The sequence below is a fragment of the Corynebacterium sp. TUM25015 genome, assembly GCF_056393505.1.
The window spans coordinates 717,255-733,291 of the sequence record NZ_CM150783.1; the positions used below are offsets into that span (position 1 = coordinate 717,255).

Annotated in this window: 14 protein-coding genes; 10 read left to right on the forward strand and 4 right to left on the reverse strand. The window is 61.0% G+C overall.

What is annotated here, in order from left to right; genetic code table 11:
* Positions 1-46: 46 nt before the first annotated feature.
* Entirely contained in the window at positions 47-604 is a 558-nt protein-coding gene (locus AC06DS_RS03320) for a gamma carbonic anhydrase family protein (protein ID WP_477100988.1), read from the reverse strand.
* A gap of 89 nt (positions 605-693) precedes the next feature.
* On the opposite strand from AC06DS_RS03320, the gene AC06DS_RS03325 reads away from it, so the two are divergent.
* Positions 694-1,203: an NAD(P)H-dependent oxidoreductase gene (locus AC06DS_RS03325; RefSeq protein ID WP_477100989.1), complete on the forward strand. Its 510-nt coding sequence runs from the start codon at positions 694-696 to the stop codon at positions 1,201-1,203.
* Between the two features lie 6 nt (positions 1,204-1,209).
* Here the strand turns inward: AC06DS_RS03325 and AC06DS_RS03330 are convergent, their stop codons facing one another.
* The gene (locus tag AC06DS_RS03330) at positions 1,210-1,563 is read right to left on the reverse strand and encodes a hypothetical protein (protein WP_477100990.1); all 354 of its coding nucleotides are present in this window, start codon (positions 1,561-1,563) and stop codon (positions 1,210-1,212) included.
* A 121-nt stretch (positions 1,564-1,684) separates the two neighbouring features.
* Here AC06DS_RS03330 and AC06DS_RS03335 point away from each other — a divergent pair, with 121 nt between their 5' ends.
* From AC06DS_RS03335 to AC06DS_RS03345, 3 genes are all read left to right on the forward strand, one after another.
* Positions 1,685-2,656, forward strand: a complete 972-nt coding sequence (locus tag AC06DS_RS03335; RefSeq protein WP_477100991.1) for an NAD(P)H-dependent flavin oxidoreductase — start codon at positions 1,685-1,687, stop codon at positions 2,654-2,656.
* Positions 2,657-2,774: 118 nt separating this feature from the next.
* The gene (locus AC06DS_RS03340) at positions 2,775-3,158 is read left to right on the forward strand and encodes a DUF488 domain-containing protein (RefSeq protein ID WP_476728166.1); all 384 of its coding nucleotides are present in this window, start codon (positions 2,775-2,777) and stop codon (positions 3,156-3,158) included.
* Positions 3,159-3,363: 205 nt separating this feature from the next.
* Entirely contained in the window at positions 3,364-3,681 is a 318-nt protein-coding gene (locus AC06DS_RS03345; RefSeq protein WP_476728165.1) for a GlsB/YeaQ/YmgE family stress response membrane protein, read from the forward strand.
* A 41-nt stretch (positions 3,682-3,722) separates the two neighbouring features.
* Here the strand turns inward: AC06DS_RS03345 and AC06DS_RS03350 are convergent, their stop codons facing one another.
* A complete protein-coding gene (locus tag AC06DS_RS03350) occupies positions 3,723-4,052 on the reverse strand; it encodes a hypothetical protein (RefSeq protein ID WP_473964072.1) in 330 nt (109 codons plus the stop codon).
* 487 nt (positions 4,053-4,539) lie between these two features.
* Between AC06DS_RS03350 and AC06DS_RS03355 the strand changes: the two genes are divergently transcribed.
* Positions 4,540-5,208 carry a DNA-3-methyladenine glycosylase I gene (locus tag AC06DS_RS03355; protein ID WP_473964071.1) on the forward strand — a complete coding sequence of 223 codons (669 nt, stop codon included), beginning with the start codon at positions 4,540-4,542 and terminating at the stop codon, positions 5,206-5,208.
* Between the two features lie 8 nt (positions 5,209-5,216).
* Here AC06DS_RS03355 and AC06DS_RS03360 read toward each other — a convergent pair whose 3' ends face one another.
* Entirely contained in the window at positions 5,217-7,553 is a 2,337-nt protein-coding gene (locus tag AC06DS_RS03360; RefSeq protein ID WP_477100992.1) for a 2,4-dienoyl-CoA reductase FMN-binding domain-containing protein, read from the reverse strand.
* A 352-nt stretch (positions 7,554-7,905) separates the two neighbouring features.
* Here AC06DS_RS03360 and gltB point away from each other — a divergent pair, with 352 nt between their 5' ends.
* The 5 genes from gltB to AC06DS_RS03385 all read left to right on the forward strand — a co-directional run bounded on the left by gltB (position 7,906) and on the right by AC06DS_RS03385 (position 16,036).
* Positions 7,906-12,513 carry a glutamate synthase large subunit gene (gltB, locus tag AC06DS_RS03365; protein WP_477100993.1) on the forward strand — a complete coding sequence of 1,536 codons (4,608 nt, stop codon included), beginning with the start codon at positions 7,906-7,908 and terminating at the stop codon, positions 12,511-12,513.
* Complete coding sequence (locus AC06DS_RS03370) at positions 12,514-14,052, forward strand: glutamate synthase subunit beta (protein WP_293791680.1); 1,539 nt, start codon at positions 12,514-12,516, stop codon at positions 14,050-14,052. It abuts the gene before it with no gap.
* On the forward strand, positions 14,049-14,744 hold the full coding sequence (locus tag AC06DS_RS03375; protein WP_293791679.1) for a LysE family translocator: 696 nt from the start codon (positions 14,049-14,051) through the stop codon (positions 14,742-14,744). The genes AC06DS_RS03370 and AC06DS_RS03375 overlap by 4 nt, the downstream gene beginning before the upstream one ends.
* Before the next feature lie 20 nt (positions 14,745-14,764).
* Positions 14,765-15,145 (forward strand): RNA-binding S4 domain-containing protein, encoded by a 381-nt coding sequence (locus tag AC06DS_RS03380; RefSeq protein ID WP_293791678.1) that lies wholly within the window; start codon positions 14,765-14,767, stop codon positions 15,143-15,145.
* A 78-nt stretch (positions 15,146-15,223) separates the two neighbouring features.
* Entirely contained in the window at positions 15,224-16,036 is an 813-nt protein-coding gene (locus AC06DS_RS03385) for a VOC family protein (protein ID WP_448307960.1), read from the forward strand.
* Position 16,037: the final 1 nt, after the last annotated feature.

A 16,037-nucleotide genomic window follows, 5' to 3' on the forward strand; every position in this document is an offset into this window, starting at 1 on the left:
GGGAAGGCGTTAAGAGCCTCACAGTTTGTTATAGGTGCGTGGCGTGTTAGTCGAAGTACACGTCTTCCAGAGATAGCGCTTCAGCCGGATTTGCCTGGTTGCGCGCCGTTTCTACGTAGCGTGCCGCGTGGGCAATGAACCCTTCTCGCTCTTGCTCGGAGAGTTCGCGCCGTACTTTCGCAGGCAGGCCAGCTGCCAGGGATCCGGCGGGAATTTCTTGACCTTCCAGCACCACTGCGCCCGCGGCAACGAGGCTGCCGCTTCCAATTACTGAGCCGGAAAGCAGCGCTGATTGCATGCCTACAAGTGTGCCCGCTCCTACGTGCGAGGAATGGATCAGAGCCTGGTGGCCAATCGTCACATCGTCCTCCAGCACGCACTGCTGTCCGCGTTCCACATGCATCACCGAGTTGTCCTGCACATTTGTGCGCGTGCCAATGCGGATCGCTCCGACATCACCGCGCAGAACGCAGCCATAGAACACCGAGGAATCCGCCCCGATTTCCACATCCCCAATGATGGTCACGCCAGGGGAGATCACCGCGCTGCGGTGGATCCTTGGCGCCCTGCCCTGAACCGGAAGGATAAGCGGTGCTGCATTCATGTTTCTCATCCTAACTATTTATTGACGCCCCCACGCCCCCTTTCCCTGAATAGTCCACGCGGAATCACAGGATCTGTAGCGTTGGCGTCATGAGCGAAAACCCTGTGACCGCTAAGTCAGTAACAATCCTCGTCGTCCACCACAGCCCGACTGAAAAAGCTCAGAAGTTGGCAGACACAGTACTTTCGGCGGCGCGCGCCGCTGCCGACGAGGTGAATACAGAGTTCGACGGTGCTGCCGTGGAAATCGTAGAACGGCAAGCCTTAGAACCGGACGTGGAGGAGCTGCGCGGGGCGGATGCCGTCATCTTGGGAACCACCGCCAACTTCGGCTATATCTCCGGTGCGCTCAAACACTATTTCGACACGGTGTATGTGCCCGTGCTCGAAGAGAAGAAAGCCACTCCGACTAGCTGGTGGATCCGCGGAGGCTACGACACGACAGGCGCGGAGAAGGCGATGCGCTCCATCCTCACAGGATTGGAATGGGACACAGTCGCCGAACCCGTCGAGTTCACTGGAGAAATTGAGCCCCATCTGGCGGAGCTGGAGGCGATGGCTCAAGCTGTGGTGGGCCAGGCGGTGGCGTCACAAATGTAGGCGCCTTTAACGCAGGTCGGATAGAACACAAGCGGCACCGGCAACCGCGGTGGTGACGGATAGAACCGCAGGCCAGGGGCCGATCTTCTTGGCGAGTGGGTGGGAGAGGCCAAACGCGGTGATGTATCCGGCAGTCAGCCCTGCAGCTACGCCCGCGCCGGCCTTCGCGTTCCACGAACGGGCAGCGTAACCGCCGGCAGCGGCCAGAATTACACCACCGAGGGGCCGGATGCCGGTCTCGCGGGCTGTCAGCCAGCCACCGACCAGGCCAGTAATGACGACGGATGCGGTGTTGACATCCTTAGCGGGCTTCAGGGTGGAAGTGGGCTTAAGTTTGTTCAGCGTGTTCTTCTGTGCCATGCCTCCCACCTTACGCGCGAGACTCTGTGAGGTTTTCGGAAATAACACAGAAAGAGGACTAGGGTGGTGGCGGACAGATTATCCATGGCCATGAGTCCAACGTCATGAGGAGGAAGATTTCATGATTGAACGCCTCGATACCCGACTGACCAAGCTCTGGGGAATCGACAAGCCAATCATCGGTGCTCCAATGGCGGGGCGCTCAGACGGCAATCTGGCCGCGGCCGTGAGCCGAGTTGGTGGCCTGGGAATGTTTGGCGCAGGCGCGGGCACTAAACCCGAGTGGATTCTGGAAAACGCACGCATCGCCGCAGAAGCCGGGCCTTATGGAATTGGCCTGATGGTCTGGGCGCTGGAAGATAACCCCGCGCAGTTCGACGCGGTGCTGGAGGCCAAGCCGACAGTAGTGAGCCTCGGCTTCGGTGATCCGAAGCCTTACGTGGATCGGGCCCACGAGGCCGGGATCTCCGTCGTCGCGCCGATCAACACTATGGCGCAGCTCCGCCAAGCACTCGCGGCGGGAGTCGACGCTATTTGTGTGCAGGGTACGGATGCTGGCGGTCACACCGGGCGTATCGGCACCCTGCCACTGATCCAGATTGTGTTGGAGTACATGCAGGTCAACGCTCCGGGTGTGCCGATCGCGGTTGCGGGTGGCATTGCTACGGGCCGAGGCGTGGCTTCCATCCTGGTCGCGGGAGCGGATGCGGCGTGGGTCGGTACGGCACTGTTGGCTTCCCCAGAGGCTGCCGGCGCGCCGGAACTGCGGCAGGCTGCGATTAAGGCCACGGCCAGCCGAACGGTACTGACGGATATCTACGACCGTGCCGAAGCACAGAAATGGGATACCGAGCAATGGCCTACCCGTACTGTGCGTAATGCTTTCGTGGATGTGTACCACCCCTTGTCCGAGGCGGGGGAGGTTACCGACGAGGAACTGGTCGTGGCCCGCGCCGAGGGCGGAGACTTTGCAGGCGAGTTGAAGCTGCACGCGGGGCAGGGTGTGGAACTGCTGCGGGCAGAGGTGCCCGCCGGTGAGGTCGTGCAGGGTATGTACGACGAAGCGCTGCACTGCCTCGGACGTTTCTCCTAAAACGTAAGCCCCGAAGCTAAACCTCGGGGAGCCCCAGAAAAAAATCTTGGTGCTCGAGCTGGAGAGCTCTCGAAACTTCAAATGTTTCAAAAGCTTCAAAGTCTAAGGAGGAAACCGCATGGACATCGACCGCGTGTACAACTGGCGCGACCGACAGCGCCAAGGTCTGTATTTAGTGGACCGGTTGTGGCCTAGGGGCGTCAAGAAAGAAAGCCTAGATTTGGCCGGCTGGCCGAAAGAACTAACGCCCAGCAGCGACCTGCGCCGAGAGTTCCACAATGGCTTGAGCTTTGCCGAGTTCCGTGAGAAGTACGTGGCGGAGCTGGAGGAACGGAAAGTCGCAGGGGAACTGGACGATGCCCTGACCGAAGTGCGCGACTACCAGAAGCGGGCGACCGATGAAGGCGCTCCGGAGCTCCTGCTGCTGTATGCCGCGAAAGAAAAAGAGCACAACCATGCGGTTGTGCTCCGAGATTGGCTGGCGCCCCAGCTGGAAAGCTAAGGCGCCGGCTAACTAGCCGGTCGCACTAGAGGCGCTGGCGGGAAGCCACAAGCGTTACGTCGTGCGTAGCTATTAACCAGGTCGCGGACAGCCATGTAGTGGGCACCGTTGTGGCGGTAACTGCGTTAGGGAGCCCTGTGGGTTGTCTTCGCAGCATATCGATTAACCGTAGAAAAATACTGTGAGGGTCGGTACAGTAGGGGGTATGACTACTGAAATCCTCGCCGCAAATTCTTTCCTGCTTGCAGAAGGCTCTGCCGTCCCGCCGCTGGGCATGGTCGGGTGGGTCGTTATCGGTGGCCTGGCTGGCTGGATCGGTTCCAAGATCATGGGTACCGACGAGCAGATGGGCTTCTTCCTCAACATCATCGTCGGTATTATCGGTGGCTTCCTGGGCGGTTGGGTCCTCGGCCTGCTGGGTATCGGCAGTGGTGGCTGGTTCTGGAGCTTCCTGACCTGCCTGCTGGGTGCCTGCCTCCTTATCTTCATTGTGGGGCTTGTTACGGGCAAGCGAGGGAAGTAGGAACTTCCCGGATTAAAGTCGGCACCGGCGACAGGCTGGTGCTAGAACAAACGTAAGACTGATTGCGCACCTTCACTGAAGCGTGCGCTTTCGTTTTCTAGGCCGTGGCCGAGCCATAGGACAAGAAGCAGAATGATCAGCGCGCAGATAATAAAGATCAGCGTGCCGATGAAAAAATAGGAACGGAAGAGGCCGATTTTGGCTTCTTCCTTTAGGGGCGCCTCGACGGACGGTCGGGCGTCCTTTTTGTTGATCTTCACGGCGGGTGCGCCCGATGCGTCTACGAAGCCGCCGTGCTGGACAGAGACAGCTCGTAGCGTGCCAGTATCGCGTTGCTGGTCTGCGTTACCAGCGTCGGTATGGCGTTCCATCGTTTCCTCCGGTTTTAGTATCCATGTGGTCGTGCGGCGTTAAAGCGGCAGAGTTCCAGGCTCTACTTCTGTGGTGTGAGCCGCGCGAAACCTCTGCGAGATACATGCAGGACTGTGTGGAGTCCTACAAGTACCTAAAAAGCGAGGAGGGGTAGGAGTCGAAAATTTTGGGTTGCTTTAAGTTTAGTATCACTGTCTCAACCTGCCGGAACTATCCCCGTTCCTGGGGGTGTAATGCCAGGTACGGATATCGTGTTCCACCCCCAAATAAGGGTTATTCACAGTCCGGGGAAATGTGGATAACCTCACCCTGTGGGAGGGGTGGAAGCCAGCTCGCACAGAGCCTGTTCCGAGATTGAATTACAGTGATGAATGTCTGTCAGCGTTGAATTTTTACCAGCGCTCCAAGGCGAACAGCAAATCACTTGCCACATACTTCCCACCCCCAAGATCGCCTTGTTCGAGAAGGGGATCCGAAAGGAATTTAATGGACGGTACACGCCAGCTCCTGACGACCAGCACTGGTCAGCTTGTGGACGAATCCGGCGTTGCGCGCCCACCATGGGCGTATCGCAGCGAGATTGAGATGGATTACTACGACAACGAGTGGGGTCGCCCGGTCATCACCGAACACGGTCTGCTGGAGCGTATCGCCCTCGAAGGTTTTCAATCCGGACTGTCCTGGGCCACGATCCTTCGCAAGCGCCGGGATTTTCGCTCTGTGTTCTTTCTTTTTGACGCCCAGCGTATCGCTGAAATGAGTGAGCCCCAACGCCGTGCCGCCCTGCAGGACGAGCGTTTGATCCGGAATGCCCGCAAGCACGAGGCTCTATATGAAAACGCCCGGGCGACGATGGAGCTCCGGCGTGCGGAAGAGTATCAGGTGCTACCGGAAGACTCCCCGGCGCGGGAGGTGCTGGGCGGTGCAGCAAATAGACTAGCTCCTGGCCTCCCGGTGCTGATGTGGTCATTTACCCCAGCCGAGCACACGCGGCCACGGACGTTGGACGAGATTCCCTCGACATCGCCAGAGTCTAAGGCGCTAGCAAAGGAGCTCAAGCGTCGCGGTTTCCAATATGTGGGCCCCACGACGTGCTATGCAACGATGCAGGCGATTGGCATGGTTGATGACCGGGTGATGGAGCCGGAAAGCTAGCCCGGCAGCTAAATGCGAGCCGCTAGTTCCACCGCTTGGCGGATGGCACGCTTGGCGTCAAGCTCCGCGGCAACATCTGCACCACCGATGATGTGAACATTCGAAGCGCCTTCTTGTTCGGCGCCCTCCGGACGGATGGATTCCTGTCCCGTACAGAGCACGACGGTGTCCACGTTGATCACTCGCTGCTCGCGGTTTTCCTTGGTCTCGCGTTCGATCTGCTCCAGAAGTTCCTGCTTTTCCGCACGATCCAGGGTGCGGCCCTCGAAGGTGCCAGATTTAACCTGCTTGATCTTTTTTAGAGTGACCTGCGGATCCTCCACTGGCACGGTGATGTGCAGACCCTCGGAATCAATCTTTTCGTAGGTTACGCCCACGATCTGTTCCGTTCCACCCATAGCAACCGTTGCACGGTGGACCCAGCCGGTGGTCTTGCCCAGCGATCGGCCCATGCGGGTCGGCTTTCGCTGCAGCATTACAACTCGGCGTTGCGGGCGTTCAGGCTTGGGGGTGGAGAGGTTGCCGTGGACATCCGAGGCCTCGACCACGCCCCACTGGCTGTTCCAGGAGTTCAACGACTGCGGGGTGCCCTGGCGATCCTCTAGCAAGAACTCCGCCACGTCGTAACCGATGCCGCCTGCACCGATAACGGCCACGTACTCACCGGGGGTCTTTTCACCGGAGATCAACTCGGCGTAAGTCGCGACGGTCACGCCGTCGACCTTGCCCTCCAAACCTTCGGCCACGCCTGGGAATTCCGGGATACGCGGACGCACGCCGGTGGCCACAACAATCTCCTCAAAGCCTTCGTCCTGCAGTTCCTTAGGGCTGACGGCCTTGCCAGTGGAGATGTTTACCTTCAGACCCTCGAGGCGGTTGACGACTGCATACAGAGCCTGAACGAACTCCTCCTTTCCGGGCACGCGCATTGCCAGGTTGAACTGGCCACCCAGAGTGTCCGCAGCCTCGAAGACGGTGACATCGTGCCCGCGCAGTGCAAGCGCTTCCGCGGCAAAGAGGCCGGCCACGCCGCCACCAATAACACCGACTTTCTTGGAGCCCTGTGCAGGAAGCAGTTCCAGCTCGGTCTCGTAGGCCGCTCGTGGGTTAACCAGGCAGGTTGCCCGCTGATTGCCGAAGGTATGGTCCAAGCAGGCCTGGTTGCAGGCAATGCAGTGGTTGATCTCGGTATTTAGCCCGCGTGCGGCGCGGTTAACAAACTCCGGATCTGCCAGCAGGGGACGAGCCATAGACACCAAATCGGCCTGCGGGGTGCCAGCTGGCTGGCCATCGCCACCGTCCCAGGAGCCATCCAAAATGGCCTCGGCAACTTCCGGAGTATTAATGCGGTTAGAAGCCACAACCGGGATGTCCACGTGGTCGCGCACTTTCTGCGTGGCCCAGGCGAAAGCACCACGCGGCACGGAGGTAACGATCGTAGGGATCTGTGCCTCGTGCCAGCCCACGCCGGAACTCAGCATATCCGCGCCGGCCTCTTCGATCTTCTTCGCCAGCTGCAGAATCTCCTCTTGGCTCTGGCCCCCCTCGACCAGTTCCAACACGGAGATGCGGTAGTCGATAACGAAGTCCTCCGGCACCTTCGCACGGATGGCTTTGATGATTTCCACGGGGAAGCGCTGGCGGTTCTCCACCGAACCACCCCACTCGTCAGTGCGCTGATTCGTACGCTCTGCCAGGAATTGGTTAATGAGGTAGCCCTCGGAGCCCATAACCTGCACGCCGTCATAGCCTGCGTCGGCTGCGAGGGCAGCGGAGGTGGCGTAGGCGTCAATAAGCTTCTCGACCTCTTCTGCCGTCATCTCCCGGGCGGGGAAGGGGCTGATCGGCGACTGAGAAGCAGAGGCCGACTGCGCCATCGGGTGATAACCGTATCGGCCTGCATGCAGCAGCTGCAGCAGAATCTTCGCGCCACCGGCGTGTACGGCGTCAGTGATTTCGCGGTGGGCAGCAGCAATGTCCGGGGTGTTGAACGGGGTGCCATAGGGGGTCAGATTGCCTTCCATGACCGGCGGGTAGCCACCGGTCACCATTGCTGCGACACCGCCTTCGGCGCGGGCGGCGTAGAAGGCTGCGAGTTTCGGGACGTCTTCGATGGAGTCTTCCAGTCCGGTGTGCATGGAGCCCATGACGACGCGGTTGCGGAAGGTGGTCTTGCCGACCTGGATAGGGGAGAGGAGGGTCTTATACGCCGTAGCCGGGTCTTCGACCGGGGTGGCGGTGAGGCTTGTTGCCCCCGGAGCTGTAGAAAGGGGCAGAAGGGTATGGACAGAAGAGTCAGCAGAAGCTGTGTCAGCAGTGTTGTTCGTGGAAGGCTGGTTCGTCATGGGGGCAATTATCTCTAACAAAGCAAAAAGTTGTGGGGCTTTTTGAGAAACCAAGACCATACAGCCCATGCGGGCTAAAATATGTATCAAAATGTGAGTAATGTAACTCAATCATCGCTGTTCAGAGTGGTTTCGGTCACAAAGAGCTGGGAGGCTAGAAAGAGTTAGGCAAACCTAATTTTGTCTGCTCGCACCGCACGGTGCACTCTAGATAACCCATGACGAAACGATGTGATCGGAACTACAGCTGATTTCTGACGGAGACCCACGTCACCAACAGAACTGCGAACCGATTGCAACTTTATTCGCATATTCAACTGCAGTACCTGTGACGAGAGTTAGGCCGTAAATCATGAAAAACTACCCTGCACGCCAGGGTCTTTACGACCCCCAGTTTGAGCATGATGCGTGTGGTGTCGCCTTTGTGGCTGACATGCACGGCCGCGCGACACGCGACATTGTGGACAAGGGTATTCAGGCCCTTGTGAACCTGGACCACCGCGGAGCAGCCGGAGCGGAGAAGAATACCGGCGACGGCGCTGGCATCCTTATCCAAATCCCCGACCGCTTTTACCGAGAGGAAATGGCCAAGCAGGACATCACCCTGCCGCCCGCCGGTCAGTACGCCACCGGCATCGCCTTCCTCCCGAACTCCCGCATGGCCGCACTCGACGCAGTGCGCGCCGTGGAAGCCATCGTGGAAGAAGAGGGCTTGAACCTTATCGGCTGGCGCGATGTCCCCGTCGACGATTCGAGTCTGGGCGCAATTGCACGCGATGCTGAACCGCTGTTCCACCAGCTCTTTATCTCTGGTGTTGACGCCGACGGTTCGCCCCTGGAAGGGCTTGAACTCGACCGTCGCGCGTTCTTCGTCCGCAAGCGTGCAGAGCGTGAGCTCGGCAGCAAGGGGCCAGGCGAGGGCTCCGGTGGAGATACCGTCTACTTCCCCTCTTTGTCCGCACGCACGGTTGTTTACAAGGGCATGCTGACCACCCCGCAGCTGCGGGAGTTCTACCTGGATCTGCAGGACGAAAGAATGGAGTCCGCACTGGCAATCGTGCACTCCCGCTTCTCCACCAACACCTTCCCGTCCTGGCCGCTGGCGCACCCGTACCGTCTGGTTGCTCACAACGGTGAGATCAACACCGTGCGGGGTAACGAGAACTGGATGCGCGCCCGCGAATCCCAGCTGCGTTCGGAGGTACTGGGCGACCTGGATCGCGTACTGCCCATCTGTGATCCGGAAGGTTCGGATACCGGACGCTTCGACGAAGCCCTAGAGCTGCTGCACCTGGCCGGTCGCAGCCTGCCCCACGCCGTATTGATGATGGTGCCGCAGGCTTGGGAGCGTAACCCGCACATCGACCCGCAGGTTCGCGCGTTCTACGAGTACCACTCCAGCTTTATGGAGGCCTGGGACGGCCCCGCTGCTATTACCTTCACCGACGGCACCCTCATCGGCGCCACCCTCGACCGCAATGGCCTGCGTCCGGGACGCATCTGGATCACCAAGGACGGCCTCGTCGTCATGGCGTCGGAAGCAGGCGTGCTGGACATTCCGGACAGCGAGATCATCAAGCGCACCCGTGTCGAACCGGGCAAGATGTTCTTGGTCGACACCGTCCGCGGCTGCGTGGTCGAGGATGAGGAAATCAAGCAGGCTCTGGCGAACCAGCCTTACCAGCAGTGGGTAGAGGAAAACCTGGTTCACGAGTCCGACCTGCCTCAGGCTGAGCCGATCGACATGAACCACGAGCGAATCGTGCTGCGCCAGCGCGTCTTCGGCTACACCGAAGAGGATCTGCAGACCCTGCTCCTGCCAATGGCCGCCAAGGGTGCCGAAGGCATCGGCTCCATGGGTACCGATACCCCCATTGCTGCCCTGTCCAACCGCCCGCGCCTGCTGTTCGACTTCTTCTCCCAGCGTTTCGCACAGGTGACGAATCCGCCGCTGGATAGCTACCGCGAGAAGATGGTCACCAGCATGTTCACCCAGTTGGGTGCGCAGGCGGATGTTCTTAACCCCGGTCCTGACGCTGCCCGCCGGATCCACCTGGACAGCCCGATTCTGGGTAACCAGACGCTGGCTAACCTGGCGCATGCTGCGGACAACGCGGAGGCTGCCAGCAACGGCGTGGATCTCAGCGCCTTCAAGGCCGTCCGCATCCCGGGGCTGTACTCCGTGGCACACGGCGGTAAGGGTTTGCGCGAGGCTATCAAGCGGGTACGTCGTCAGGTCACCGACGCCATCAACGATGGCGCGACCATCCTGATCCTCTCCGACCGCGAATCCGATGAGCGCTACGCACCGATTCCGTCGCTGCTGCTGGCCAGCGCCGTGCACCACCACATGGTGCAGGAGAAGACCCGCACCCGAGCATCTCTGGTGATTGAGTCCGGTGGGGCTCGTGAGGTGCACCACCTGGCCATGCTCATCAACTTCGGTGCGGATGCCGTCAACCCGTACATGGCGCTCGAGACTGTACATGAGATGGCGAACAACGGACGAGTGGGCGTCAGTGCTGAAGAGGCCGAAGAAAACTACATCAACGCCGCAACCACCGGTATCCAAAAGGTCATGTCCAAGATGGGCATTGCGACGGTAGCAAGTTACCGCGGCTCGCAGCTGGCCGACGTGGTTGGACTGCATCAGAGCCTGCTGGACGAGTACTTCGTCGGAGCATTTAGCCCGATCTCCGGCATCGGCCTGGATGAGATCGCCGACGACGTGGCAAAGCGCCACCGCGAGGCCTTCCTGCCTCGCCCTGAGGAGCAGGCACACCGCGAGCTGGAGATCGGTGGTGAGTACAAGTGGCGCCGCGAGGGCGAATACCACCTGTTCAACCCGGAGACCGTGTTCAAGCTGCAGCACGCAACCCGCACTGGTCAATACCGTATCTTCAAGGAATACACCGAGAAGGTCGACAAGCAGTCCGAGCGCCTGGCTACACTGCGCGGCCTGTTTAAGTTCAAGTCGAACCGCCCCTCTATCCCGATTGAGGAAGTCGAACCGGTCAGCGAGATCGTGAAGCGCTTCGCCACCGGTGCGATGTCCTACGGCTCCATCTCCGCCGAAGCACACGAGACCCTGGCGATTGCGATGAACCGCCTGAAGGGTATGTCGAACTCCGGCGAGGGTGGCGAGGACCCAGCGCGCTTCGAGCCAGAACCGAATGGCGATTGGAAGCGTTCGGCGATCAAGCAGGTGGCCTCCGGCCGCTTTGGCGTGACCAGCCACTACCTCAACAACTGCACGGATATCCAGATCAAGATGGCCCAGGGTGCCAAGCCGGGTGAGGGCGGCCAGTTGCCACCGGGCAAGGTGTACCCCTGGATCGCCGAAGTGCGCGTGACCACGCCGGGCGTGGGCCTCATCTCCCCGCCGCCGCACCACGACATTTACTCCATCGAGGACTTGGCTCAGCTGATCCACGATCTGAAGAACGCCAACCCGGATGCGCGCATCCACGTCAAGCTCGTCGCTGAGCAGGGCGTGGGCACCGTCGCCGCCGGTGTGTCGAAGGCACACGCGGACGTGGTGCTGATCTCCGGCCACGATGGTGGTACCGGTGCCTCCCCGCTGACCTCCCTGAAGCACGCAGGTGGCCCGTGGGAGCTGGGCCTTGCCGAGACTCAGCAGACCTTGTTGATGAATGGTTTGCGCGACCGCATCACTGTGCAGTGTGATGGCCAGCTAAAGACTGGTCGCGACGTCATGGTGGCAGCCCTGCTGGGCGCCGAGGAGTTTGGCTTCGCGACCGCCCCGCTGGTGGTATCCGGCTGCATCATGATGCGCGTCTGCCACCTGGACACCTGCCCGGTGGGCGTGGCCACCCAGAACCCGGAGCTGCGCAAACGCTACACCGGCCAGGCAGAGCACGTGGTGAACTTCTTCAAGTTCATCGCCGAGGAGGTACGTGAATACCTCGCCGAGCTGGGCTTCCGCACCCTAGAAGAGGCTGTGGGTCACTCCGAGTGTCTCACCGGCGGCAGCATGGAGGTTGAGCACAAGACCGCGGGCAAGCTGGACTTGGAGCCGATCTTCGCCCAGCCCGAAAGCCCCTTCATGCACCAGGACCTGCACCGCACCAAGGATCAGGATCACTCGCTGGATAAGGCACTGGACAACCAGATCCGCAAGGACGCGGAGGATACGATTCGCCGCGCCGCCGCGGGCGAGGATGCCTCCATCGAACTCAGCTACCCGATCACCAACGTCAACCGCACCGTCGGCACCATGACCGGCTCACTGATCTCCCGCGTAGCGGGCCGTGATGGATTGCCACAGGACACCGTGAACCTGCAGTTCACCGGATCCGCAGGTAACTCCTTCGGCGCCTTCGCCACGCACGGCATGACGCTGACCCTAAACGGTGACGCCAACGACTACGTCGGCAAGGGTCTATCCGGCGGTCGCATCGTCATCCGCCCGGCGGCAGAGGCCGCAGCTGAGGACATCACCACCGATGTCATCGCCGGCAACGTGCTGGGCTTCGGCGGTGTGCAGGGTGAGATGTTCATCCGCGGTACCGTCGGCGAGCGCTTCTGCGTACGTAACTCCGGCCTCACCGCCGTCGTCGAAGGCGTGGGCAACCACGGCTGCGAGTACATGACGGGTGGTCGTGTGATCATCCTGGGCAAGATCGGCAACAACTTCGCAGCCGGTATGTCCGGTGGTATCGCCTACCTATTGGATGACGGTAGTGGCGTCACAGACAGAATCAACACCGAGCTCGTAGACATCGAAAAGATCACCGACGAGGAAGAACTGCGATGGGTCGAACAGACGATCCAGACTCACCGCGACCTGACTGGGTCTACCGTGGAGGTCAACGCCGCGGACCTGATCAAGGTCATGCCCCGCGACTACGCGCGCGTGCTCAAGACGATCGCGCGCGCCGAAGCTGAGGGGCTCGACAAGGACGGCATCGCCGCCGCAATCATGGAGGAAGTGAACTAAATGGCTGATCCACGCGGATTTCTTAAGCACCGCCGCGAATCGGCGGCACACCGACCCGTCCCGCTGCGTCTGTTGGACTGGAATGAAGTCTACGAGGATTTCTCCGACGACAAGGTGCAGACCCAAGCTAGCCGCTGCATGGACTGCGGCATCCCGTTCTGCCACGATGGCTGCCCGTTGGGCAATATCATCCCCGAGTGGAATGACCTGGTGCGCAAGGGCAATTGGCGCGAGGCCTACGACCGCCTGCACGCCACCAATAACTTCCCGGAGTTCACTGGCCGCCTGTGCCCCGCGCCCTGCGAAGGTGCATGTGTGCTGGGCATCGGCGACGACCCGGTGAATATCAAGACGGTTGAATTCACCATCGTCGAGCACGCCTGGAAGGAGGGCTGGATCAAGCCGATCAAGCCCAGCTTCAAGACCGGCCAGCGTGTGGCCGTAGTTGGCTCCGGCCCCTCCGGCCTGGCTGCAGCCCAGCAGCTGACCCGCGCAGGTCACGATGTCACTGTCTTCGAGCGTGCCGACCGTATTGGTGGCCTGATGCGCTACGGCGTGCCCGAGTACAAGATGGAAAAGAAGTGGATCGACCGCCGCCTGGAGCAGATGGAAGCTGAGGGCACGAAGTTCATCGTGAACACGTCGCCCACCGGCGAGGAGCTCGAGGAGTTCGACGGCGTGATCGTTGCCATCGGCTCCACCGTGGGCCGCGACCTGCCGGTGACCGGCCGGGACCTGAAGGGCGTCTACCAGGCAATGGAGTACCTGCCAGAGGCCAACAAGGTCTGTGAAGGCGACCGCGAGGAGTCCACCATCAACGCAAAGGGGAAGCGCGTGGTCATCATCGGCGGTGGCGATACCGGTACCGACTGCTTCGGTACCGCCCTGCGCCAGGGTGCCATTGAGGTCTCCCAGTTCGATATCACCCCGAAGCCGCCGAAGACCCGTGGTGCCTCCACCCCGTGGCCGACCTATCCGCGTATCTGGCGCGTGGCGTCTGCCCACGAAGAGGGCGAATACCGCGTGACCGGCAACGAGTCCGCAGACGAGATCGCCGCCCTGGGCCTGGCCGAGCGCCAGCCAGGCGACGAACTTGGCATCCGCCGTTACTCCATCAACACCGTCGAGATCACCGGCGATGGCGAGAAGGTCACCGGCCTGAAGGGCGCCGAATGCCGCTTCGGAGAAAATGGCCTGGAGAACATCCCGGAGTCTGACTTTGAGATGGATGCGGACCTGGTGCTGCTGGCAATGGGCTTTGTCTCCGTCGAAGAGACCCCGGTTGTTAAGGATCTTGGGCTGAAGGTCAACGACCGTGGGCGCCTGGAGCGCGATGGCACCTTCCGTGCTCAGACCACCAACGCGGAGTTCGCGGACATCCCGGTATTCGTCGCCGGCGATGCGGGCCGTGGCCAGTCGCTGATCGTCTGGGGCATTTCCGAGGGCCGTTCCGCCGCTGCGGAACTAGACCGCGTGCTGATGGGCGAAACCGCACTGCCGCGCCCGATCAACCCGACTGACGTGGCGATGCAGGCTTGAGCCTTGCCGCTTATCTAGGGCTGCTCGGTGCCTGGGTGCTGGCCATTACTGTGCCAGGCCCGGACACCGTGCAGCTCATTCGTTTAGGTGCCCGGTCGCGCCGCTCGGCGGTGTTCGCCGCCCTGGGGATCTGTACGGGCAATGTGCTGTGGCCCGTGGTGACGATGCTGGGCCTGGCTGCGTTGATCGCCGCCTTCCCGTGGATGCTGACCGCGTTGTACCTGTTCGGCGGCTGTTTCCTGGTGTACATGGGCCAAGGTGCCTTCCGTTCCGGCCATGCGGACTGGCGCAGCCGTGCGGCACTACCTGCTGTCTCTTCTTATGACGCCCCCACCGGGGAGTCCGGTGACCGTGGACCGCAGGGTACTGCGCTGGCGCCGCTGGGGGATTTTGCCTCCTGGCGCCTGGGTTTGGCAACGAACCTATCCAACCCCAAGGCGTTGCTGTTCTTCGGCTCGGTGTTCGCGCAGTTTATCCCCGTAGAAGCTACGCTGTTGGATCGATTGATCGTGCTGGTGCTGATGACTCTTGTGGGTCTGCTGTGGTTTTGTGGCTTTGCTTTAGCGGTGGCCGCAGGGGCAGAGAAGATCCAGCGCATAAATCCATTCATCGAGATGGTGGCCGGGGTTTTGTTTATGGTGTTGGGCGCGTTCCTAGCCTTGGAGGGCGTGCGCCTGCTGGTGGGGGTCTGAAGGTCGCTAGACTAAAGCGCATGGAGTTTCCTTTGGTCAGCATTCGTGATTCCGAGATCAAGTTGGGGCAGTTCATCAAGCTAGCCAACCTGGTGGAGACCGGCGGGGAGGCCAAGGAGGCCATCGCCGCAGGCGCTGTACAGGTTAATGGCGAGGTCGACACTCGCCGAGGTAAGGCGCTGCATCCGGGCGACGAGGTGACCCTGGTCGACGGAGAAACCGGAGAAGTGCTGGCAGGGGCGGTCGTTGCCAGTGCAGCCAGCGCTGATTCACCTTTGAGCGGCGAGAATGACGATGATCTCGGCGAGTTCTTCGACGAAGACACCGCGGACGATGACTTCGACCCGGAGAAGTGGCGCAATGTCCGCCTGGAGGATGTCCGGGAGGACAACGCGATCTAGGGCTTAAGAGCCTGAGGCGCCGGAGGACGAATCGGCGTCAATAGAAAGACACCAGAAAAAGAAAGCAGTGGAGGAACAATGCCTGCGATGATTGCCCAGCCCGGAATGCCCCTGTGGCTGGATTTGGCCAGCACCGACGCAGCCGCGGCGCGGAAATTTTATGGCGAGCTGCTGGGGTGGGAGTTCGAGCACCCGACCGAGGGCTACTCCGTGGCAAAGAAGCAGGGCATGCCGGTGGCTGGCATCGCGCAGATCCCGGAGGGCAATCAGTCTCTATGGGGGATGTTGCTGTACACCCCGGACGTCCAGCAGGCTCATGACAAGGCTGTAGAGGCCGGCGCCAAATCCGTGCTGGAGCCAAAAGATCTGGGTGAGCGCGGAGAGATGGCCATTCTGATTGACCCGTCGGGGGCGACCGTGGGGCTGCGTAATCCCGCCGACGAACATGCGCTGATCGCTGCCGGCGAGCCCGGAACCCCGGTATGGTTTGAGCTGATGGTGGCGCAGAACTGGGATCCGACGTTGGAGTTCTATCACGAACTCGCGGGGTGGGATGTGAAGGTTACTGGTTCCGACGCCGACTTCCGCTACGCCACCGGTGAATTCGATGGCGCCGCCGTAGCCGGTTTGTGGGATACCTCCGCGCTGGACGTGCCCGGCATGTGGACCGTGTATCTGGGTGTGGCCGAGGTGGATGAAGCGGTCGCTCGCACGCCCGAGTTGGGTGGAAAGGTGATCCGCGAACCCTGGGAGTCCGAGTTTGGCCGCATGGCCACCATCGAGGACGCGACCGGTGCGCTGGTGAACCTCTGCGAGATCGAGGAGTTCGTCCCGGACGAGGACGCGCACGAGCCGGATCTGCTGGCCCCGGAGAACTTCCAGGCGTTCTAGC

Coding starts and splice junctions, on each gene's coding strand:
- AC06DS_RS03330 (WP_477100990.1), bottom strand. CDS start 1,563: ATGGCACAGAAGAACACGCTGAACAAACTTAAGCCCACTTCCACCCTG.
- AC06DS_RS03360 (WP_477100992.1), bottom strand. CDS start 7,553: ATGACGAACCAGCCTTCCACGAACAACACTGCTGACACAGCTTCTGCT.
- gltB (WP_477100993.1), top strand. CDS start 7,906: ATGAAAAACTACCCTGCACGCCAGGGTCTTTACGACCCCCAGTTTGAG.
- AC06DS_RS03345 (WP_476728165.1), top strand. CDS start 3,364: ATGACTACTGAAATCCTCGCCGCAAATTCTTTCCTGCTTGCAGAAGGC.
- AC06DS_RS03370 (WP_293791680.1), top strand. CDS start 12,514: ATGGCTGATCCACGCGGATTTCTTAAGCACCGCCGCGAATCGGCGGCA.
- AC06DS_RS03380 (WP_293791678.1), top strand. CDS start 14,765: ATGGAGTTTCCTTTGGTCAGCATTCGTGATTCCGAGATCAAGTTGGGG.
- AC06DS_RS03385 (WP_448307960.1), top strand. CDS start 15,224: ATGCCTGCGATGATTGCCCAGCCCGGAATGCCCCTGTGGCTGGATTTG.
- AC06DS_RS03325 (WP_477100989.1), top strand. CDS start 694: ATGAGCGAAAACCCTGTGACCGCTAAGTCAGTAACAATCCTCGTCGTC.
- AC06DS_RS03335 (WP_477100991.1), top strand. CDS start 1,685: ATGATTGAACGCCTCGATACCCGACTGACCAAGCTCTGGGGAATCGAC.
- AC06DS_RS03350 (WP_473964072.1), bottom strand. CDS start 4,052: ATGGAACGCCATACCGACGCTGGTAACGCAGACCAGCAACGCGATACT.
- AC06DS_RS03340 (WP_476728166.1), top strand. CDS start 2,775: ATGGACATCGACCGCGTGTACAACTGGCGCGACCGACAGCGCCAAGGT.
- AC06DS_RS03320 (WP_477100988.1), bottom strand. CDS start 604: ATGAATGCAGCACCGCTTATCCTTCCGGTTCAGGGCAGGGCGCCAAGG.
- AC06DS_RS03355 (WP_473964071.1), top strand. CDS start 4,540: ATGGACGGTACACGCCAGCTCCTGACGACCAGCACTGGTCAGCTTGTG.